The organism is Paenibacillus xinjiangensis, from assembly GCF_059686975.1.
The window spans coordinates 23,441-43,160 of sequence record NZ_JCAALS010000033.1; the positions used below are offsets into that span (position 1 = coordinate 23,441).

A 19,720-nucleotide genomic window follows, 5' to 3' on the forward strand; every position below is an offset into this window, starting at 1 on the left:
TTTCACTCCTCCTTGATCCTTTTCTTCCACTTAAAGGGTCCGATCCGATAGAGATTCTCTAGTTCATGCTGCTGATTAGGGAAGCAATCCAACCCGAATCCGTCGGATACAATCATTGGGGTCTGCTTGGCTGCAGACCATTTGGCAAATAGACGTTTAGAAGAAAGATTGGACGGAGCAATGGTAGCTTCCATATAACGAATTTCTGAGTTGACCGCTACTTCCTCTAATAGCTTCATTGCAATACCCTGTCCTCTATATCGCTCATTCACTGCAATTTGCCAGACAAATAGCGTTTCAGTATCAGAGGGCAATCGAAAACCAATGACCATGCCAATCAGACTATCATTCTCGGGATTAATCGCAATCTTACAGCTATCTGAGAACCAGTGGCTCATAGCTACGTAGAAATAGGATGAATTCAAGTCCAGCTTCCCACTATCTCTAACCAATTCCCACATTTGTGAGCCATCCAAGCGGTTTGGAGAACGAATAACCAGAGGTGCATCTATAGAGGCTTCTCTCATTTGGCGCCAGCTGCAACTTGATTATTTGCTCCATTATCCGGACGGCCTTTCAGGAACCGGGTCAAGAAGGTCTGCAGGCGTGGACTCTGCGGAGACTCAAATATTTGCTCAGGTGTCCCTTGCTCGACAATTTTGCCTCCATCCGTGAATAAGACGCGGTCGGCTATATCCTTTGCAAAATCCATTTCATGCGTAATCAGCATCATTGCCATGTCTCCTCCTGCTGCTATTCCTTTTATAACCTCAAGTACTTCCTCTACTAACTCTGGATCTAATGCAGATGTCACTTCATCGAATAACATGATCTGAGGCTGCATGACAAGTGCCCTCGCAATGGCTACTCGTTGTTTTTGTCCTCCTGACAACTGTGCAGGATAATGCATAATGTGATCTTGCAAGCCTACCCGACTCAATATATCCAATGCTTGTTGCTCAGCCCTGACTTTTGGAATCTTCTGAACTTGAATAAGGGCTTCCATCACATTGCGCAGAATGGTCATATGGGGAAACAGGTTGAAATGCTGAAAGACCATCCCTATCCGACTGCGCACACGATGTAGATGCTTTTCATTGGCTGCAACCCATTTCCCTTTCTTCTCCATATGCCACAGCATTTCACCATTAACCTCAATCGTACCTGAAGAAGGCTTTTCTAATGTCATCAACAGCCGAGCTATTGTCGTTTTGCCTGAGCCGCTTGGCCCAATTAGCGCTATAACCTCACCAGGCTGAATATCCAGATCCAATTCATTAAGAACAATATGATCGCCGAATGATTTGGTTACTTTCCTGTAACTTACGATGGGTTTAGGATTAGTTGACGCAATATTCTGACTCATCTAGCCAGTCCTCTCCTCTCTTTTTGTTTCATTCGACGCTCTAATGCTCGGACGAGTACAGCAGAGGGATAACTAAGAGCGAAAAATATTAAGCCTACCAGGGTTAGTGCTTCAAGATATTTGAAAGAAGCAGAACCAATTTCTTTGGCCGTCATTAATAGTTCTATCACTGTAATCGCTGACAAGGTTGGCGTTTCCTTGAACATGACGATTAGATAGTTGCCCATGACTGGAATAGTTGGTGGAATGGATTGTGGGAACACAATTCTAAACCAAGTAGTCCTGCCGCTAAAGTTCAGAGCTCTTGCTGCTTCCCATTGTCCGCGTGGAACGGATTCGATTCCGGATCTATAGACTTCTGCCAGATATGTGCTGTAATGAATGCCAAGTCCAACAATACCTGCCACAAAAGGTGTTAACGTTATTCCGAAGCTCTGAGGCAGTACAAAAACCAAAACGAATAATTGGATGATTAGCGGTGTACTGCGAATAAATTCAGCCATGACTCCAACAGGCAATACGATCCATTTTCTCTTGGAGCGCTTAGCCAGCGCTATAGGTATTCCCAGTATGCAGGCTATAAGAAATCCAGCGAACGTAGCGGCTAAAGTTATCGGAATAACTTCCAAAAGCTTGGGTAGTATCGACCATGTATATTCCCAACTCCACATCAAATCCCCCTCCCTGCGACGGCTCTGCGTTCTGCTATACGAATAATCAGCGTTAACACATAAGACGTTACGAAGTAAAATACGAGGAGCCAGATGAAAATGGCAGATGTCTGAGAGATATCATACGAGCGCAGCATCATACCCTGGTACGTTAAATCTGATAGCGTTATCAAATACACAAGCGACGTGCCTTTTAACAATTCAATCTGCAGATTTCCGAACCCCGGCAGCATCATTACCCAAGCTTGAGGTAGAATGATGCTTCTCATCCGCTGATAAGGCGTTAAGTTTAATGCAATAGAGGCTTCAACTTGCCCTTTAGGAACGGCTAGAATGGAGCTTCTTACCACTTCAGAACCATAAGCTCCATAGTTCAACCCTAATGCAATAACAGCAGCGGTCATGGCTGACAAGTGAATATCAAGTAGCATTGGTAATGCAAAGTACATCCAGAAGAGCTGCACAAGAAGCGATGTCCCTCGAAATATCTCAACGTAACCTGCTGCAATTCCTCGCATGAGTCGTGAATGTGATAGCCGAGCAAGTCCAGTTAGAAAAGCTAGGCACAGTGCAACAGCAATGCTATACACCGTTAAGAGAAGTGTTATCTTTAGTCCCTTAAACAAGGGAGGTAATAAATCGAGCGATAACAAATCCATTACTTCAACAGCTCTTCCGTCGTTATTTCTCCTGGAAGCTCTTGCTCTGTGAATCCGAATGTTTGCAGAATTTCAAGCAATTCACCAGATTCCTGAAGCTTTTTCAATTCTGAGTTGAATGCTTCTCGGAATTCGTCATCACCTTTCCGAAAAACTGCTGCACCATAGCCCCTAACACTCTTGCCATCAATGACTGGTTGTTCGAAATCCATTACTCGTTCTATTGACGGATCCTTTGCGGACTCCAGCATAGCCTGTAGGGAGGGTCCTGTCATCGTGATCGCATCAACACGTCCTGATTGTAAGGAAGAAATAGCAGAAGGCTGATCGGGTACCATCACAATTTGCGATTCCATAACTCCTACACTTTTCAAATACTCTGCTTCAATGGCACCAACCATAACCGCTATTTTTACTTTTGAATTGGCTTTAATATCCTCATAGCTGTGAAGATCCATCGGGTTCCCTTGTTTTACTGCAATAGCTTCACCGATACTATATTCGGGATTGGCGAAGGATACCTGCTCAGCGCGTTCCTTAGTAATGAACATTCCAGCAGTGATTAAATCAAATCGTTCAGCTTTCAAGCCTGGTATAAGTGAGCCAAACTCAGTGAGTACACCGTCCATTTGTTCAATCCCGAGATTGGATAACACTTTGCGAGATATCTCTACTGCTTCCCCCGTTAATTTCCCGTCAGGTGTTGCATAGGCATAAGGTTGTTCGTTGGCAAATCCAACTGTTATGAAGCCTTCCCGTTGAGCTTTGGCTAATGTCGTTTCAGAGGGTGTGCTTTCTGACTGATTGACTTCAGCCCCTCCTTGATTAGCAGTCCCCTCATTGCTGCCGCACCCCAATAGAAGGATGCTAAACAACATCAGGCAAAGTCCAGCGTGAATATAATTCCTCATTTCCTCGTACTCCCTTCGATTCGATTAGAACACGAGAATAAGCGTAACATAATTATCCAAATACGATCACCCCTGATAAACGACTCTCTCAGTGGCTCTCCTACTCTAAGCAGGGATGAGGGAAGTTGACCTGCCCCATCCAGCTTTTTCCTACCAATTCCTCCCTGATACTCCCCTATGCGTTTCCCAGATAAATCGCTTCCTATTAAGCAAATTAAAGATAATAAAAGATAATACTGATTTATATCATTTAAATACTGAAATATGAAGATATATTGTCATAAATCGCTGAAAAACGACAAATAGACGAGCCAATTCAGCTCATCTTTTAACTGTTTTTATTGATTCCATAAGCATTATCACCATATTCATGATGGAGAGAATCCAGAGCAAATAAAAAGGCCCACCTACTTCGGGAGACGGTAATCAGCTCCTGTCGCAGAGGGACCTACACATAGAAAAAGACCCTATTAGGGTCTTGTAGTAAGAAAAGGAAGACAGACCCATCCCTGCTGACGAGGTTAGCTGTCGGACTCGGATAGATGGTATCCTACATTCCACTGGAATGACTCGCCCCAATTAACTGGTTCCCCCGCTTTTCAACTTATAGTCGAAAACTAAGCGTATTCTTTATACTATAGTGAATCTAATAATCTGTCAAACCAGCGTAATACATAATAAGAGCTAAACCGCTTTTTCCATAATTAGTGATTTCCTAACAGAAACACGCCACAATCGAACCTTAGTCTTCTTGTGGCGGCTGTGTATTTCTTATTGTTTCTCCTCTTGCTTCAGATCTCGTGCCCAGTCATCCTGCACACTCTTATTCCAGAGCGGTATGCCAGATCGGTAGGCTGCCCTTCCGTTCAAATGACCGGCTACTGGTGAGGTGATAAATACAAACACAATTCCAAGCAGTAGCTTGGCGCTTACATGCTCTAAGTAAAAGGAAAAATATAAGAAAGCTCCACACAAAATAAAAAGCACGCCAAGTGTTGCACTCTTGGTTGCAGCATGTGAGCGTAGATAGACATCCGGCAGCCTAACCAGACCAAAAGCGCTCACTGCGCTTATTAGAGCCCCCACTAACACCACAATTCCAATAAGAATCTCACCCGTCTGTTCCATGATCCCCACTGTCAATGACCTCTCCTCTCTCAATATATCTGGCAAAGGCGGTCGTGCCTATGAAGGTCAGAATGCCTATTACGAGTATAATGTCAAAATAAGCAATGGTTCGAAGCAGCATGCTTATGATCGCAATCATTGCTAGCAATAGAACACCAATTAAGTCAAGGGCGGCAATACGATCGGAGATCGACGGTCCCTTAAGCAGCCTATACATGCAGCCTATGATTGAGAGCGCCAATATAGCTAAGGATAAAAGCAGTAGATTCGACATCACAGTCTCGTCACCCCCATAATCGCTTTTTCAAATGTGCCTTTAATTTGCGCTGAGATTTCGTCCGCATCTTCGATATCCATGGCGTGAATATAGAGTGTCTCACCGTCACGAGATACATCTAATGTTAATGTGCCTGGAGTCAAGCAGATTAGGCAGGACAATAGCGTAATTTCCCAATCTGACTTCAGCTCCGTCTTGTACGCGAATATGCCTGGGCGTATCGAAAGCTGCGGTCGAATGATTTGGAGCAGGACTACGAAGCTGGAGATAAACAGCTCTTTTACAAACAATACAAGCAATTTAATAACGGCCCAGAGGCGCTTCATATAAAACTCATGAGGCCAGAAGCGGCTAAGCAGTCCGATACATAAGATTCCAATCAAGTATCCGATCGTAAACCTTGGAGTCGACCAATCATTGTATAAGAACATCCAGACGAAGGCAATGATCAGGTTTAATAAAAGTTGCAGAGCCATCTCATCTACTCCTTCAGCACGGCTTCAATGTAATTTTCCGGATTCATTAACGTATATCCAGCCTCCGAAACGAACTGATACACCCACTCCGAGCCAAGTCCCATTATAATCATGATGAAGCACAAGACAGTCGTCATTACAAGCTTCCCTCTCGAAATTGTCCAAGGAGGATTCTGGTTCAGCTGTGCCTGCTCTTCTCCCCAGAAAGCATTCATGAATAAACGAACTAACGAATAGAGCACGACGAAGCTTGAAGCCAAGGAGGCTGCTGTTAACCAGAAATACTCCTCTTGCAATCCTCCTTGTATGATAAGCAGCTTACCTGTAAATCCGCTTAACGGCGGAATGCCTGCAACTGAAAGCGCAGTGATCAAGAACATCCACCCAATTGCCGGATGACGCTTGATCATTCCTCCCATTTCCTTCAGCTCACTCGTTCCAGCTGCTTGAACGATGAAGCCTCCCAATATAAACAATAGCGCTTTGGCGATCATATCATGCAGCAGATAAAACACAACACCATTCACGCTTTCATCAGATGCTACTGCTAATCCAAAAACGATGAAGCCTACTGACAGAATCACATTATAATTGAGTATCTTCTGTACGTTAGAATAGGCAATCGCACCTAATGCGCCTAGAATCATTGTGCCCGCGGCCATCCATGCCAGCCAGCTGTGGGTTACACCTGGCTCATGGTAGAAAATGAGAGTAAAGGTTCGAAGCAGCGCATAGATCCCAACTTTCGTTAACAAGGCACCGAAAAGGGCTGATACAGCTGCCGGCGGCACGCTATAGGATCCTGGAAGCCAATAGAATAGAAATAATCCTGCCTTTAGTGAGAAGACAATCATGAATAGAATGGCAATGACATTCAATACCCCATCCTGCCCCATCTCCGATACCCTAAGCGATAGATCCGCCATATTGAGTGTACCGACAACACCATATAAATAAGCGACTGCAGCAACGAATAAGGTCGAGGATAGGATATTAATCAACATATATTTAAGAGTTTCACGCAGCTGTCGCTTCGTGCCTCCAAGGACGATTAAGGCGTAAGAGGAGATGAGCATGACCTCGAAGCAGACGAACAGGTTAAACAGATCCCCTGTTAAGAACGAGCCATTTACTCCAACTAACAGAAATTGAAAGAAAGGGTAATAATAATAACGCTCCCTCTGCTCGCCAACCGTGCCGAAAGAATACAACAAACAAAAGATGGCAACAACCAAGGTGGTCAAAACCAATAGCGCAGATAGCATATCTGCTACGAAGACAATGCCGTAGGGCGGGAGCCACCCTCCCATATTCAAGGTCTGAATACCATCTGTTCTCACCTGATACAATAGGATTGCTGCTGCAGCAGTAGTAGTGAGCATACTGGCAACACTGAGCCATCTTTGCAACTGTATATTATTTTTGAAAAAAATAAGGATAGCAGCAGTAAACAAAGGGATTAGCAGAGGCAACACCAGTAGATTATTCATCTCGCTCCCCCCTCAGCTGCTCCATATCGTCAGTTCCCAGCTTCTGATACGACTTATAAGCTAGAACGAAGAAGAAGGATGTAACGCCGAAGCTAATTACGATTGATGTTAGAATAAGCGCCTGAGGCAGGGGGTCCACATAAGAATCCGCCTTCTCCCCTAGCAGTGGTGCAGCCCCTGTTTTCAAACGGGACATCGTAAGCAATAGCAAATGTACGCCATGTGTGAGAATCGACGTACCAAGTATGATGCGCAGCAGACTCTTTGACAGCAGCAAATATACACCGACTGTGAATAGTACGCCGATTGCAAGTGACAGATAAAGCTCCATCTTTACTTATCCCTCCCTATCGACAGAATAATCGTCATTGTAATGCCAACTACGGTTAAATAAACTCCCAAATCGAACAGCATGGCTGTTGCTAATTCACTATGTCCGAGCAGCGGCAGATCATGATAGCCAAACGTATGGCTGAGGAATGGCACGTCAAACAAGAATGAACCGATACCAGTCAACAAAGCCACTAGAATACCTATTGCGCTCACCTTACGAAAATCGATTGGAATCACTTCCCGAATGGTTTTCATACCGAAAGCCATTGCGAGCAGCACAAACGCAGCAGCTGTCAAAAGCCCCCCGATGAAGCCTCCGCCAGGCTCATTATGTCCAGAGAAGAACAGGAACAAGGAGAAGGTTAATATGATGAAAATAACCAGCTTCGCAATTGTTTTCAATATAACATCATTGCTTCTCATCCCATTAATCGGCAGCTTACTCCCGCTCTCCCAATAGCCAGGAGCTATCGTAGTTTCCTCTGGCTCCAGCTTCAATCTAATTAAGGCATATATCCCATACGAAGCAATGCCAAGCACCGTTATTTCAAGCAGTGTATCAAAGCCACGGAAATCTACCAGGATGACATTCACAATATTTTTGCCGCCTGCAAGGTTATAGCTTTCCTTAATAAAGAAATCAGATATCGATTCGAACGACCGATCGCTGCTTGCACTTAAAGCAAGTAGGGTCATGGTGACTCCCACTCCAAGAGAGATAATAAAGTTCGACAGCTTAAAGCGCAGCGTTCCTAGCTCTTTCTTAAGCTTAGGCAAATGATAGAAGCAGAGAAGGAACAGCGCTACAGAAACAGTCTCCACAATCATCTGAGTGAGTGCCAGATCTGGTGCACGAAAAATCACAAAGAACAAGGTAACCATATATCCAGCAGAACCGGTCCATATAATGGCCATCATTCGGCTGCGGGCGAACGGAACAGCTATGACAGATACGATAAGCGCACCTATGATAACTGCTTCGTATACGGACATGGGTGCAAACTCAGAGAAGTCAAACCGGATATTCGTAGTGCTGCCCATTGTAACAGCAATGGAAACAATTAAGAATATAAAGATATAGATCAAATAATGTCGAATGGAACCGGTCATATAGCGGTTTGTTAGTCCGAACGCTCCCTTATCGAGCAGCTTAATTCCACCGTCATAGCTGCGATTCAGGCTATAGGTAGTAAAGAGGGGCTGATTCAGCACCTTTAAACGTTGATGCTGCCTGTAGAGCAATGCTCCCACAGCAACAACACCAATGGTCATAAATATTTCAAGTGTCCAGCCATGCCAGAAATGAATGGCTACCTCGAACGATTGTCCTGGAAGGAGCATGGTAGGGTGAATCGCTGCCATGGCAGGCGCAATAAGCGTGTAGGACAATAAATTAGGAAACAAGCCAAATACGACAGCAAGCGATGCCAGAACAATTGGCGGCAGAAGCATGCCTAGTGGCGCTTCATGCGGTTTTTTGTCTAATTGGTCGAACTTCTTCTCCCCAGTGAATGTTCGAAGCAGCAATAGCATGCTGTAGATGAAAGTGAAAATACTCGCGACCCAGGCCATAACCGGAAATAGGATGCCTAAGAACTGCATATTGAGAACATCCATTTCCATGATGTTCAGTACAGCTGTGAAGAACATCTCTTTGCTCAGGAATCCATTGAACGGCGGCAGCCCAGCCATCGAGAATGTTCCGATAAGGGCGATAGAGAACGTCACAGGCATAACCGACATTAAGCCTCCGAGCTTTCGAATATTTCTCGTGCCCGTCTCGTGATCAACGATTCCCACAACCATGAATAAGGCGCCTTTGAAAATCGCATGATTAATCAAATGGAAAATGCCTGCCATAGTTGCTTTCACATAGAACAATGCCTCATCCGTCCCCGAATAAATGGCTGCAGCAGAACCAAGACCGAGCAAGCTCATGATCAGTCCTAGCTGGCTTATTGTGGAGAATGCAAGCATCGATTTCAAGTCCGTCTGCTTCAGTGCTCGATATGAGCCATAGATCAGAGTTAGAATTCCTGAGGCGGATACTAGCCAAAACCAACCCGCTTCTCCAGCGAAGATCGGACTAAGCCGTGCGACTAAGTATAGTCCTGCCTTAACCATCGTTGCTGAATGTAAGTATGCACTCACTGGTGTAGGAGCCTCCATCGCATCTGGCAGCCAGATATGGAAAGGAAACTGAGCAGATTTAGTGAAAGCACCTAGAAGAACGAGCAGCATAGCGGGAACAAATAAGCTATGGTCTGTTATGCTATCTAGATTAACAATAATTTCTCTAATGCTGAAAGTGTCTGACATGATGTACAGTAATACGAATCCGCTTAACATGGACAGTCCGCCGAATACAGTAATAAGCATGGATTTCAAAGCGCCATAAAGCGACTTTTTCTTTTGATTCCAGAAAGCGATTAATAGGAAGGACGAAATACTCGTCAGCTCCCAGAAGCCGTACAATACGATAAGGTTATCGGATAGAACAACCCCGAGCATCGCTCCCATGAATAGCAATAGATAAAAGTAAAAGTGCCCGATTGCTTCTTTTCTCTTATTCAAATAAAAGATGGAATATAGTACGACCAGTGCTCCAATACCTGAGATCAGCAGTGCAAACAGCAAGCTGAGCCCGTCTACATACAATGTGATATTAATACCAAGAGAAGGAATCCATGGTATGTCTGCGGTTACTGTTGTTCCCTTCTGGATATCTGGTACTCGCCCAACAAAGTAGCCGAAGATAACAAGAGGCACAGGTATAACGAACCAGCCGGTATGTATCCGCTGTGTAATCTTATACAGAAATGGACAGACTACCGCTAATAAAAAAGGCAAAGCAATAATGAAATGTAATACTGACAACTTTCATCCTCCTTAATATTATGATTGAAACATCCTTCTAGCATTTCCAACCTTCAATGAAAGTAAATCATTTTTTCGAAAAAAGGAAAAAAACGCAAAAAGAGCCCGCTGTTGGCAGGCTCCTCCGGGTAAAGCAATTATTGAATTGGTTTATTTGCTTTACACATTATATCTTCACTTCTCTTATTTGTCAAAAGATAAAACGTCAGCAATTCAGGAATGAATCCAATCGTTATTGGGAATTACTTCTTAGTAAGAAAGGAGTAGATTCTCGGGTGCTATCACGTAAAATTACCATCTCAGCCATTCTCTTTGGAGTCATCATTATAATCGGATGGATTGGAAATGACCGTATGGTTGAACGATACTCTTTTGAACGGGACCCTATCTCTGGTGAAGACACGTACTCCATTTACACTGCACGCTATGGTACGAATACGATCAATGGCCCTTTTCCGTTTGGACCTAGAGAATATGTAAGAATCATTCAGCCTGTCCCTATTGAACCAGCTCCTTATAAGCTTGAATAAATGCCTGTGGATCCGCTGATACCATATAAGAAAACACACCCTGTAGAGTGTGTAAGTAGAGCAAGCCTTCGTTACCACCCATCCGTTTGTAAGATATATCGAATACCTCGCTAATATGAAACTCCCGATGTTTGGTCACAATTCTCTCCTTGAACAGAAACATCTCACGTTCTTCAACGACTGTCCTTTGCTCTAAGTGTTTAACTTCCCTCTGAACCTTATAATAAGGCTGGGCAGCAATCCAAGTCATTAAACGCCCCTCCTGTTCCTTATTTTTCTTATTAATCTGAATGTTAAGATATTCTAACACGCTAATTCTCAATAGGAAAGCATGAGAACAGTCCAAGAAAGACTAACAAAAAATGCTACCCATTGGAAATCCAATGGGTAGCATTTTCAAAACAATCCTCATTTATATAGTTCCACTTATCGTAAATGCAATAGATTAACGTGTTAACTTAATAATGTCTCTAAAAGCCTGCTTAGGCTTATGATTCTGGTCAAAGATAAATGGCCAGTTCTTCCTCCCATATACCGGGAAGTTATCCAACCATGTATAATCATCTGCCGCCCCCCAGAAGGTCACAGACGTAATATGCTCGTTATACTCCTTGAACACCTGGAAAAATTGCTGATAACGCTCCGCTTGCCGCTCCATCATTTCTTCCGTTGGCGCCAGCAAATCCGTACGCTTATCTTCAAATTCAAAAACAGATACATCCATTTCGGTAATATGCAGCATTAAGCCCAAGCTGGCATACCTTTCGATCGCTTGTCGAATATCGTCAATAGTCGGATGCGCAAGATTCCAATGGGCCTGTAGTCCAATTCCATGAATAGGTACATCTTTCTCCTTCAGCGATTTGACAAGCTTATATATTTTCTCTCTTTTTTCAGGTATAGACTCGTTGTAATCGTTATAGAACAGCATAGCCTCTGAATCCACCGCATGCGCATATTCAAAAGCCTTTGCAATGAAATCCTCTCCAGCGATATCGAGCCATCGGGACGATCGCAGCAATTCCACGCCGCTGTCGGACACCGCCTCGTTCACCACATCCCAAGCATATATGCTCCCCTTATAACGTTTAACTACCGTTTCGATGTGGTCTTTCATCCGTGCCAGCAAGGTTTCTCGGTCAACTGCATTCCCAGACGTATCCTCGAACATCCAGTTGGGCGTCTGATTGTGCCATACAAGGGTGTGGCCTCTAACTCCCATACCGTTTTCCTTGGCAAATGCGATCAGACGATCAGCTTCTTCGAAAGTATAATGCTCCTCTGCAGGATGCACTCTCTCAAACTTCATTTCATTCTCGGCAGTCAAGCTGTTAAAGTGCTTGACCAACAAATCACGCTGTTTAACCAGCGTGTGGGGATTTACTGCCGCTCCAATAAGGAACTGCTCACTAAACGCTTCATGCAGACTGGGAATTTGATTATTATGAGAACTTGTCATCGCTTGAATTGCCTCCTTAGCTGTTAGATGTCAACCTAAAAGTAACGTCATGCTTTCCATAAGAAAAAGTGTAGCGCTTCCATCTCTTAGCAACAACCTGCCGATGCATAGCTGATGACCCGCCTTATTACAGCTCGTTGTATGTAATGGTCTGAATCGTTCCATCCTCATTATAGTACAGCCTCGTGTATTTAACGCTGCGCTTATGATTAACGCCCTCAGACAATGAGCAGTCGTGATAGAATAGATACCATTTGTCCTCGAACTGTACAATGGAGTGGTGGGTGGTCCAGCCGAGAACTGGCGTTAGAATTGTCCCTTTAAAGGTATATGGTCCCAATGGATTTCGGCTGACAGCGTAGACCAGCTTATGTGTCGTACCCGTTGAATAAGAAAGATAATACCAGCCATTATGCTTATGAACCCATGGTCCTTCGAAGTATCGGCGATCCTCGTCACCTGCCATAATCGGCAACCCTGCATCGTCAACAATCGAAATTTCCTGTGGAGCGTCTTGGATGGACAGCATATCCTCGCTCAGCAGCGCAACCTGTGGACCCAGCGCTGGCGATTCCAAATCCGGCCCAGCCGCCTCAGGCTCAAAGCTGCCTGTCTGCCATTTCTCCAATTGCCCACCCCATAAACCGCCAAAATAAATGTAAGCCTGATTGTCGTCATCCATGAATACTGCAGGATCGATGCTGAAGCTGCCCTCCATGTAAGTCGGCTCAGGGGTAAACGGCCCGGCCGGAGATGCACCCGTTGCTACTCCAATTCTGAAAATCCCATCATGATCCCGTGCCGGATAATATAAAAAGTAGGTTTCATTCTTATAGGCAGCATCCGGTGCCCAAAGCTGCTTCGAGGCCCATGGAATATCCTTCAGATGTAGAACCTCTCCATGATCAACGACCGGAGATTCGAAATTTTCTATGGACAATACATGATAGTCCTCCATTGCATATTGATCTCCATTGTCATTGCTTGGTCCATCGTGGTCGAGGTCATGCGATGGATAAATATAAATTTTGCCTTCGAATACATGCGCGGAAGGATCGGCTGTATAAATATGAGTGACAAGCGGCTGGTTAGGCACTGGTTTATTAGTCATTTGAATTCTCCTTATCCTATAGTTATGAACGAATAGTTAAAGTGTATGGCTTGTCCATAACGGGCACAACCCCTCAAATATAGATTTTAACCCGACAAACTATAGATTTTATGCAGAATTGAACCATTCTAACCATTTGATCGACAAGCTGGAGAGAAATCAAGCATTTAACGCTATACTTTGTTCAACAAAATTTCTGCATGTCATACATTTTTTGAATGTTCCATCCAACTCTAATAGAAATGGTATTGTTCCTGATTCAATAATCTTACCCTCTTCAATTACAACTATTAGATCAGCGTTTTTAATAGTGGATAGTCTGTGTGCGATAACTAGAATAAGCAATGGGAGCGCATACAATTATCGCTATAAATCACTCCCATTTTCTTGTTTGTAATGGCTGTAGAAACCAACAATTATACTCATTTGCCAATGGTGCATTGGAAGAAACAATCATGGGCTATTCAGACGCTTCATAATCGAACCAGTCAAAATGAGCCGGGGATTCGGAGCTAGCCCCATTGCCCGTTGCATATAAGGCAAATAACACGCCTGTGAACCCGCCAGCTACTTCCGTCGCAAGCAGAGAAGTCTCCCCATATCCAATCCACAGTGGCTGCTCGCCAACGCTCGAGAAGCCAAACCCGTACTGATCTCTGTTTGCCTTCACATATAAGATCAGCGAATCCTCATAAGATATCCCCTCGTACTCGATCTTCCACAAGCTGCCCAATTGTCTCCGGAATATAATCTTGCGCTCGCCAGCTATCCGGGATACAGCAATCTCATAATGAAAGCGATCATTCATATACACTGTGATCCCCGCTTCTTCACCATCATGCTGCGGTGCAAACTCCATTTGTACGGATACAGCACAATCAAAATGCTGCTGCCGTCTAGCCACAAAAGCAGGTGCTCCTATTTCATTAAGCGTCGTCGCGTTGCCTCGCAGCGTCAGGCAGCTCTCCTTCTCGCCAAGCGACCAGTTCTGTGGAACAGGTGTGCGCATAAAATTCCAATAGGACGCAAGCTCAGAAGACGTAAAATCATCCCGAATCGGCTTGGCTGCTATCGGCTGCAATGGAAGATTGCCCGCAGGCATCGTCTCGTTCACCGTTCCATTCAGACCAATGACCGGCCAGCCATCCTCCGTCCATGTAACGGGAGCAAGGAACGTTTCTCTGCCCAGATGATGGCGATTCGGATAACCGTGAGGCCGAATGCCCAGAAAGACAGCCCACCAATCGCCTTCAGGTGTTTGCACGAGGTCAGCATGCCCAGTCGCATGTATGGACTTCGGCTGGCTGCGATGAGTCAGAATTGGATTATATGGGCAGCTCTCGAATGGCCCATCTGGGCGCTCGCTTCTTGCCACCGTTTCCATATGTCCGTATTCTGTTCCTCCTTCGGCGATCATTAGATAATACCAATTCCCTATACGATAAATATGCGGTGCCTCGGGGTATTGGCCGCCCGTTCCTGTCCACAAGAAGATTACATCGGATATCCTTTGACCGGTCTTAGAGTCAATCCGGCTCTGATAGATACCCGGCCCTTGAGCGCCATGAGCAGCCGACGTGAAATAGACCGTGCCATCCTCATCGAAGAACAGATCTGGATCAATTCCAGGGTGATCGACAAAGATAGGATCAGACCACTCTCCATGCGGATCATCTGTATGAACATAGAAGTTGCCGCCAGCCGTCACATTCGTCGTCACCATATAGAATGTGCCCTTATGCTCACGTATCGTCGGGGCGAATATGCCGCCAGAGCTTGGTGCCCGGCTAAGATCGAGCTGCTCGGGCCGAGTCAGAACATGTCCAAGCTGCGTCCAATTCACAAGGTCCTTGCTGTGAAAGATCGGAACGCCAGGAAAATATTCGAATGAGCTGGTTACGAGATAATAATCTTCACCAGCACGGCAAACGCTAGGATCAGGGTGGAAGCCGCTAATCACCGGATTTTTATAATTCATTTACATACGCTCTCCTCTGCATGTATCGATTTATTTAAACATGCCGCTCATAGCGGAAGTAATCGAAATCGACAAAACCGCCTGGTTGCTTCGCAGCATAGTTGAACAGTCCAAACCGATAGCCCATGAAATGCTCCAGCTTATATTGCATGTGTAAAGGCTCTCCAATTGTCTTCCATGTCTCGCCATTCTCTGAATAATAGAAACGGGCAATATCTTCACTGCTCGCGAACTGGAAATCAATCTTCAAATGAATGAGATCTCCCTCATAAGCAATGCGCTCAACCGGAATTTCTCCGTCTCCACCATTCGCTCTCCCGTTGATACACATCACTACGAAGCGTTCATCATTGTCTGTGATCTGGATACCTACTGTACCAAAAAGATACTGCAAGGCGACTACCCCAGCATGATCGCCCGGCTTCATCTGGGTAATATCCATCACTGTCGTTCCCGTACATGCCGGACCCTCCGTCCGCTGCGTAAGGGTGTCGCGCGCAAATTCGACGCTTTGAACCGTATGACCCGTCGTAAGCCGAAGGAAGCCTGGTCGCTCCGTTACAGACCAACGTGAAGGGTCCGGATTATGGTTCCACTGCCAGTTCAATGCCAAACGATTGTCGCTATATTCGAATTCATCACTAATTACTAAAGGTTTGGTCGTCGATTCAGGCAGCTGTACTTCGAAAGACTTGGGCACCTTGCCTTCATAGCCGAATACAGGCCATTCATCCTCCCATGCAACCGGCAGCACGTATGGAATTCGACCAACCGCTCCATGATCCTGGAACAACACCGTATACCACTCACCTGCTTCGGTATCGACGATTCCTCCTTGCGCAACGCCATTATTACGATGGTTCATATTGTCATCGAGCAATAATTTGCGTTCATAAGGGCCTAGAATATCTCGTGAACGATAACACAATACTCTGCGACGATTATTACCGGTGTGCGGCCACTCAATAAAGAACAAATAGTAATAGCCTTTTATTTTATACGCATGACACCCTTCGCCGCGCAGCATAATACCGTCTCTATCTGTCTCGAATAATAGTTGATTAAGGCCGTCCGGCTTCAAAGCCGTTGCATCTGCCGTCAGCTCCCTAATGCGAATATCGCCGTTGCCGTGAATGACATATACACGGCCATCATCATCGAACAGCATGCTTGGATCGTGGTGAAGTCCTTGAATAACGTGGCGTTCCCATGAGCCTTTCTCGATATCATCCGTTCTGTAAACGTAGAACTGATTCCTATCATTACTTGAAAAGCACACATGAAATAGACCATTATGGTAACGCAAGCTGGCCGCCCATGAGCCTTGTCCATAGATACCTTTGCCATCCAGCAATTGATGTGCGTCGTTATCCTCGAACGTATCATATACGTAATTGACAAGCTCCCAATTCATTAAGTTCTCTGACTTCATAATTGGACAACCAGGCATCGAATGCATACTTGTACTGACCATATAGAAAGTAGCACCCACGCGAATCACACTTGGATCCGGGATATCTGCCCAGATGACCGGGTTCGTTATTGTCGTTTGGTTCATATTTGCCTCCTTCAGAAGGTATAGATTGACCTATCATCAGAACAGTTTATCTTGACCTGACAACGGCAACAACCTATAGATTATTGTTCTTTACCTAATAAATGATAGATATTAATAAGTGCAAATTGCAAAGCCTCTCCCTTGCAACGTCAGCAATGAATTCCATACACATTGACAGCCGTCTAAGCTTAATCTAGTAACCGTTATTGCGAATTAAACAAATATAGAACGGATAATTGGGGAACATGTCATACCGAGAACTCTGTTCGAGTTGAAGACTGTTGTCTCTGACATAAAGCTCAACGTTTTCTATAGGTATTTTCCACGATTGAGCCATTAGCATAAGTTGGCCACCCTGCTTCAGCAATCCGACTGATGCTTCAAGACACTTCTCCAGATCACCGACTTCAATGACAGCAGAACCAATCATTGTCACAAGATCGAAACTCCCTTTAGTTAAATCGGAATCAAACAAACTCTTATTCAGAACGTTAGACGGATTGGGATGACCTTCTCTCCTCGCTTCGTATCCATAATGACCAGCTCCCCCATCACACTTGTATTTCGAACCTTCAATCCTCCGGATCGACAATCGCCCAGAACGCCGGCTTCGCATGCAGCTGCTGGTCGAACAGAAATGGTCCTTCCGTCCGTTTTATCGGGAACGAGCTAAGCCAGGTATGATCGTCCGCTATCCCCCAGAATACGACGCCGCTTAGGATATCTGCATTCGCCTTGAACGCATCGAACAGCTCGCCATATCGATCCGCCTGCTGCTTCAGCACCTCATCCGGTATCGCGGCTCCGTAATCACTGCGATCGTTCCACGCATAGAGGCTCATATCAAGCTCCGTAACCAGATTGTCGAGCCCGAGCTCGCTGTATTTCTTCATAGCTTCAATGATAGATTCAACGCTAGGTCCATGAATGCTAATATGCGTCTGATGCCCAACACCGTCAATCGGAACTCCTTTGTCTAGCAATTCCTTCACTAACTCATACAGTCTGTCCCGCTTGGCAGGATTGTCTGTCCCATAATCGTTAATGTACAGTCTGGCATCTGGACCTCCTGCTTCGCGTGCAGCGCGGAACGCGGTCTCGATAAATGCCGTTCCCGTAATCTTGTACCAGTCACTCGCTCGCATCCCATCCGGATCGCCTGGTTCAATGACTTCGTTCACTACATCCCAAGACTTGATATCGTCCTTATATCGTTCGACGATCGTTCGGACATGAGTATCGAGCCGCTCGAGCAGCAGCTTTTTGTTCGCTTCACGCTTGCTCGCATCTGTCTCGTCAACCATTGGTTCACCGTTGGCATCCTTGAAGAACCAAGCGCCCACCTGGCTATGCCATACGAGCGTATGGAAGCGCACCTCCATACCGTTCTGCTTCGCAAATTCGACCAGCTGATCCGCGTTGTCCCAATTAAAGCTGCCTTCAGTAGGCTGGATGGCATCCGGCTTCATCACATTCTCGGCGACAAGCATGTTCACATGCTTCTTCAGCAGCTCTGCCTTGAGCCCCTCCATCTGGAACGGTTCAATGGCTGCTCCTATAGGGAAATAATCCGTATACGTTTCTGCGAGAGACGGAATATCCGCCTCGACTGATGGCTCGGGCGGCTGCGTTGCTTGTACGCCCATCGGCTCCGCTCCTACATCCGAAGCACCCGCGCTTGCTGACGGAGCTTCCGATTGTCCTCCCATTGATTCGTTCGAGACGTCTGACAGCATGGGTACCTCTGGCTTGTCTTTATTAAGCATGAGAACGGCAGCAATAATAATTAATAGGACAACTGTCGTAATACCCATTTTCCATTTTCGACTTACACGATTCATTTCATTGCCCGCCTTTCTATTCGTATATATAGGTGATTGAGCAAGAAACGCCTTGCGGAATTAGGCCAGTACTAGCCGATTCCACAAGGCGCTTGCGTAAATCAGATTATCCGACAATTCCAGTACGTTCAATACTCTCGACAAAATACCGCTGAACAAACAAATAAAGAATAACAAGCGGCAGAATTGCCAGCAGAATACCGGTATCCTGCACCATGCTCATGTAGAACGGATCTTTATTGGTCGTTACGCCGCCCTCAAGAAGGATGGACAAATTGTATGGCAGAGATGCCAATTGTGTAGACATCACGTTGCTGGACGTCAAATACGTTGTCGTGAAGAAGCTGTCATTCCATTGCCATACGAACGAGAAGAGCAAGACCGTTACGATAGCTGGAATAGCGTTCGGCAGCATGATTCGGAGGAATGTACTCCCCACTCCCGCTCCATCAATATAAGCTGCTTCCTCCACCTCCTTCGGAATGCCTCTGAAGAACTGCCTGAATATAAAAATATATAGGCCAGCTTTAAGCGAATTTCCCGTTATAGAGGTCAGAATGAACGGCCAATACGAATCTAGCAAATTCACTGATTTGCCTGTCAATAAAGGAATCAGCCCCATTAGGGTGAAATCCTTCAAGTTCATATAGATCGGGATCAAAATCGTCGTAGGCGGTACCAGAATCGTAAGAATAACGCCAGCGAAGAGCAGATTGCTCCCTCTAAATTTAAGTCGCGCGAATGCGTATCCGGCTAATGCACAAGATACAGCGGTTAGAATCGTTGTGATTCCCGTTAGTGTGAACGTATTGAGCAATGTTTTCCAATAATCCATAATAGCAATAGCTTGCTTGAAATTATCGAGCGTAAAATGCTCGGGAATGAATACGACGATAGGCGAATACAGGTCGGATTTGTCCTTGATCGCTGTCGTGATCTTCTGAATAATAGGATACAGAATCACGAACGATAACCCTGCAATCAACACCAGCCGGACGATCGACCACAGCCATCGCTTCCAGGTCTCTAGCGATAATAATCGGGACAATATCAAT

Annotated in this window: 19 protein-coding genes and 1 riboswitch; of the genes, 1 reads left to right on the forward strand and 18 read right to left on the reverse strand. The window is 45.3% G+C overall.

Annotated elements, in window-relative coordinates:
- Positions 1-2: 2 nt before the first annotated feature.
- The 11 genes from ectA to AC6ESP_RS25420 all read right to left on the reverse strand — a co-directional run bounded on the left by ectA (position 3) and on the right by AC6ESP_RS25420 (position 10,188).
- A complete protein-coding gene (gene ectA, locus AC6ESP_RS25370; RefSeq protein ID WP_497099517.1) occupies positions 3-527 on the reverse strand; it encodes a diaminobutyrate acetyltransferase in 525 nt (174 codons plus the stop codon).
- On the reverse strand, positions 524-1,366 hold the full coding sequence (gene ehuA, locus AC6ESP_RS25375; RefSeq protein ID WP_497099518.1) for an ectoine/hydroxyectoine ABC transporter ATP-binding protein EhuA: 843 nt from the start codon (positions 1,364-1,366) through the stop codon (positions 524-526). Before ehuA ends, ectA begins: the two co-directional genes overlap by 4 nt.
- The gene (ehuD, locus tag AC6ESP_RS25380; RefSeq protein ID WP_497099519.1) at positions 1,363-2,037 is read right to left on the reverse strand and encodes an ectoine/hydroxyectoine ABC transporter permease subunit EhuD; all 675 of its coding nucleotides are present in this window, start codon (positions 2,035-2,037) and stop codon (positions 1,363-1,365) included. The genes ehuA and ehuD overlap by 4 nt, the downstream gene beginning before the upstream one ends.
- A complete protein-coding gene (gene ehuC / locus AC6ESP_RS25385; RefSeq protein ID WP_497099520.1) occupies positions 2,037-2,696 on the reverse strand; it encodes an ectoine/hydroxyectoine ABC transporter permease subunit EhuC in 660 nt (219 codons plus the stop codon). Before ehuC ends, ehuD begins: the two co-directional genes overlap by 1 nt.
- Positions 2,696-3,574 (reverse strand): ectoine/hydroxyectoine ABC transporter substrate-binding protein EhuB, encoded by an 879-nt coding sequence (ehuB, locus tag AC6ESP_RS25390; RefSeq protein WP_497099521.1) that lies wholly within the window; start codon positions 3,572-3,574, stop codon positions 2,696-2,698. The genes ehuC and ehuB overlap by 1 nt, the downstream gene beginning before the upstream one ends.
- Before the next feature lie 528 nt (positions 3,575-4,102).
- A riboswitch (cyclic di-AMP (ydaO/yuaA leader) is annotated at positions 4,103-4,241 on the reverse strand.
- 137 nt (positions 4,242-4,378) lie between these two features.
- Positions 4,379-4,735 carry a monovalent cation/H(+) antiporter subunit G gene (gene mnhG / locus AC6ESP_RS25395; RefSeq protein WP_497099554.1) on the reverse strand — a complete coding sequence of 119 codons (357 nt, stop codon included), beginning with the start codon at positions 4,733-4,735 and terminating at the stop codon, positions 4,379-4,381.
- Positions 4,719-5,012 (reverse strand): Na(+)/H(+) antiporter subunit F1, encoded by a 294-nt coding sequence (locus tag AC6ESP_RS25400; RefSeq protein WP_497099522.1) that lies wholly within the window; start codon positions 5,010-5,012, stop codon positions 4,719-4,721. The genes mnhG and AC6ESP_RS25400 overlap by 17 nt, the downstream gene beginning before the upstream one ends.
- A complete protein-coding gene (locus AC6ESP_RS25405) occupies positions 5,009-5,488 on the reverse strand; it encodes a Na+/H+ antiporter subunit E (protein ID WP_497099523.1) in 480 nt (159 codons plus the stop codon). Before AC6ESP_RS25405 ends, AC6ESP_RS25400 begins: the two co-directional genes overlap by 4 nt.
- 5 nt (positions 5,489-5,493) lie before the next feature.
- Positions 5,494-6,978, reverse strand: a complete 1,485-nt coding sequence (locus tag AC6ESP_RS25410) for a Na+/H+ antiporter subunit D (protein ID WP_497099524.1) — start codon at positions 6,976-6,978, stop codon at positions 5,494-5,496.
- Positions 6,971-7,309, reverse strand: coding sequence for a Na(+)/H(+) antiporter subunit C (locus AC6ESP_RS25415; RefSeq protein ID WP_497099525.1), 339 nt, complete (start codon positions 7,307-7,309; stop codon positions 6,971-6,973). The genes AC6ESP_RS25410 and AC6ESP_RS25415 overlap by 8 nt, the downstream gene beginning before the upstream one ends.
- Before the next feature lie 2 nt (positions 7,310-7,311).
- Complete coding sequence (locus tag AC6ESP_RS25420) at positions 7,312-10,188, reverse strand: Na+/H+ antiporter subunit A (protein ID WP_497099526.1); 2,877 nt, start codon at positions 10,186-10,188, stop codon at positions 7,312-7,314.
- A 275-nt stretch (positions 10,189-10,463) separates the two neighbouring features.
- Here AC6ESP_RS25420 and AC6ESP_RS25425 point away from each other — a divergent pair, with 275 nt between their 5' ends.
- Complete coding sequence (locus AC6ESP_RS25425; protein WP_497099527.1) at positions 10,464-10,718, forward strand: hypothetical protein; 255 nt, start codon at positions 10,464-10,466, stop codon at positions 10,716-10,718.
- On the opposite strand, the gene AC6ESP_RS25430 is transcribed toward AC6ESP_RS25425, so the two are convergent.
- From AC6ESP_RS25430 to AC6ESP_RS25460, 7 genes are all read right to left on the reverse strand, one after another.
- Positions 10,687-10,968 carry a hypothetical protein gene (locus AC6ESP_RS25430; protein WP_497099528.1) on the reverse strand — a complete coding sequence of 94 codons (282 nt, stop codon included), beginning with the start codon at positions 10,966-10,968 and terminating at the stop codon, positions 10,687-10,689. The genes AC6ESP_RS25425 and AC6ESP_RS25430 overlap by 32 nt on opposite strands.
- Before the next feature lie 195 nt (positions 10,969-11,163).
- A complete protein-coding gene (locus tag AC6ESP_RS25435) occupies positions 11,164-12,177 on the reverse strand; it encodes an endo-1,4-beta-xylanase (RefSeq protein WP_497099529.1) in 1,014 nt (337 codons plus the stop codon).
- A gap of 127 nt (positions 12,178-12,304) precedes the next feature.
- Positions 12,305-13,288 carry a glycoside hydrolase family 43 protein gene (locus tag AC6ESP_RS25440; protein ID WP_497099530.1) on the reverse strand — a complete coding sequence of 328 codons (984 nt, stop codon included), beginning with the start codon at positions 13,286-13,288 and terminating at the stop codon, positions 12,305-12,307.
- 460 nt (positions 13,289-13,748) lie between these two features.
- Positions 13,749-15,266, reverse strand: coding sequence for a glycoside hydrolase family 43 protein (locus tag AC6ESP_RS25445; RefSeq protein ID WP_497099531.1), 1,518 nt, complete (start codon positions 15,264-15,266; stop codon positions 13,749-13,751).
- A gap of 34 nt (positions 15,267-15,300) precedes the next feature.
- Complete coding sequence (locus AC6ESP_RS25450; protein WP_497099532.1) at positions 15,301-16,824, reverse strand: glycoside hydrolase family 43 protein; 1,524 nt, start codon at positions 16,822-16,824, stop codon at positions 15,301-15,303.
- A gap of 572 nt (positions 16,825-17,396) precedes the next feature.
- The gene (locus tag AC6ESP_RS25455) at positions 17,397-18,665 is read right to left on the reverse strand and encodes an endo-1,4-beta-xylanase (RefSeq protein ID WP_497099533.1); all 1,269 of its coding nucleotides are present in this window, start codon (positions 18,663-18,665) and stop codon (positions 17,397-17,399) included.
- A gap of 106 nt (positions 18,666-18,771) precedes the next feature.
- Positions 18,772-19,719, reverse strand: coding sequence for a carbohydrate ABC transporter permease (locus tag AC6ESP_RS25460; protein WP_497099555.1), 948 nt, complete (start codon positions 19,717-19,719; stop codon positions 18,772-18,774).
- Between the last annotated feature and the right edge of the window lies 1 nt (position 19,720).

What these genes read in the sequence shown, in the direction of transcription:
- ectA (WP_497099517.1), bottom strand. Translation starts at nt 527, where the DNA reads ATGAGAGAAGCCTCTATAGATGCACCTCTGGTTATTCGTTCTCCAAAC.
- ehuA (WP_497099518.1), bottom strand. Translation starts at nt 1,366, where the DNA reads ATGAGTCAGAATATTGCGTCAACTAATCCTAAACCCATCGTAAGTTAC.
- ehuD (WP_497099519.1), bottom strand. Translation starts at nt 2,037, where the DNA reads ATGTGGAGTTGGGAATATACATGGTCGATACTACCCAAGCTTTTGGAA.
- ehuC (WP_497099520.1), bottom strand. Translation starts at nt 2,696, where the DNA reads ATGGATTTGTTATCGCTCGATTTATTACCTCCCTTGTTTAAGGGACTA.
- ehuB (WP_497099521.1), bottom strand. Translation starts at nt 3,574, where the DNA reads ATGTTGTTTAGCATCCTTCTATTGGGGTGCGGCAGCAATGAGGGGACT.
- mnhG (WP_497099554.1), bottom strand. Translation starts at nt 4,735, where the DNA reads ATGGAACAGACGGGTGAGATTCTTATTGGAATTGTGGTGTTAGTGGGG.
- AC6ESP_RS25405 (WP_497099523.1), bottom strand. Translation starts at nt 5,488, where the DNA reads ATGGCTCTGCAACTTTTATTAAACCTGATCATTGCCTTCGTCTGGATG.
- AC6ESP_RS25410 (WP_497099524.1), bottom strand. Translation starts at nt 6,978, where the DNA reads ATGAATAATCTACTGGTGTTGCCTCTGCTAATCCCTTTGTTTACTGCT.
- AC6ESP_RS25415 (WP_497099525.1), bottom strand. Translation starts at nt 7,309, where the DNA reads ATGGAGCTTTATCTGTCACTTGCAATCGGCGTACTATTCACAGTCGGT.
- AC6ESP_RS25430 (WP_497099528.1), bottom strand. Translation starts at nt 10,968, where the DNA reads ATGACTTGGATTGCTGCCCAGCCTTATTATAAGGTTCAGAGGGAAGTT.
- AC6ESP_RS25435 (WP_497099529.1), bottom strand. Translation starts at nt 12,177, where the DNA reads ATGACAAGTTCTCATAATAATCAAATTCCCAGTCTGCATGAAGCGTTT.
- AC6ESP_RS25440 (WP_497099530.1), bottom strand. Translation starts at nt 13,288, where the DNA reads ATGACTAATAAACCAGTGCCTAACCAGCCGCTTGTCACTCATATTTAT.
- AC6ESP_RS25445 (WP_497099531.1), bottom strand. Translation starts at nt 15,266, where the DNA reads ATGAATTATAAAAATCCGGTGATTAGCGGCTTCCACCCTGATCCTAGC.
- AC6ESP_RS25450 (WP_497099532.1), bottom strand. Translation starts at nt 16,824, where the DNA reads ATGAACCAAACGACAATAACGAACCCGGTCATCTGGGCAGATATCCCG.
- AC6ESP_RS25455 (WP_497099533.1), bottom strand. Translation starts at nt 18,665, where the DNA reads ATGAATCGTGTAAGTCGAAAATGGAAAATGGGTATTACGACAGTTGTC.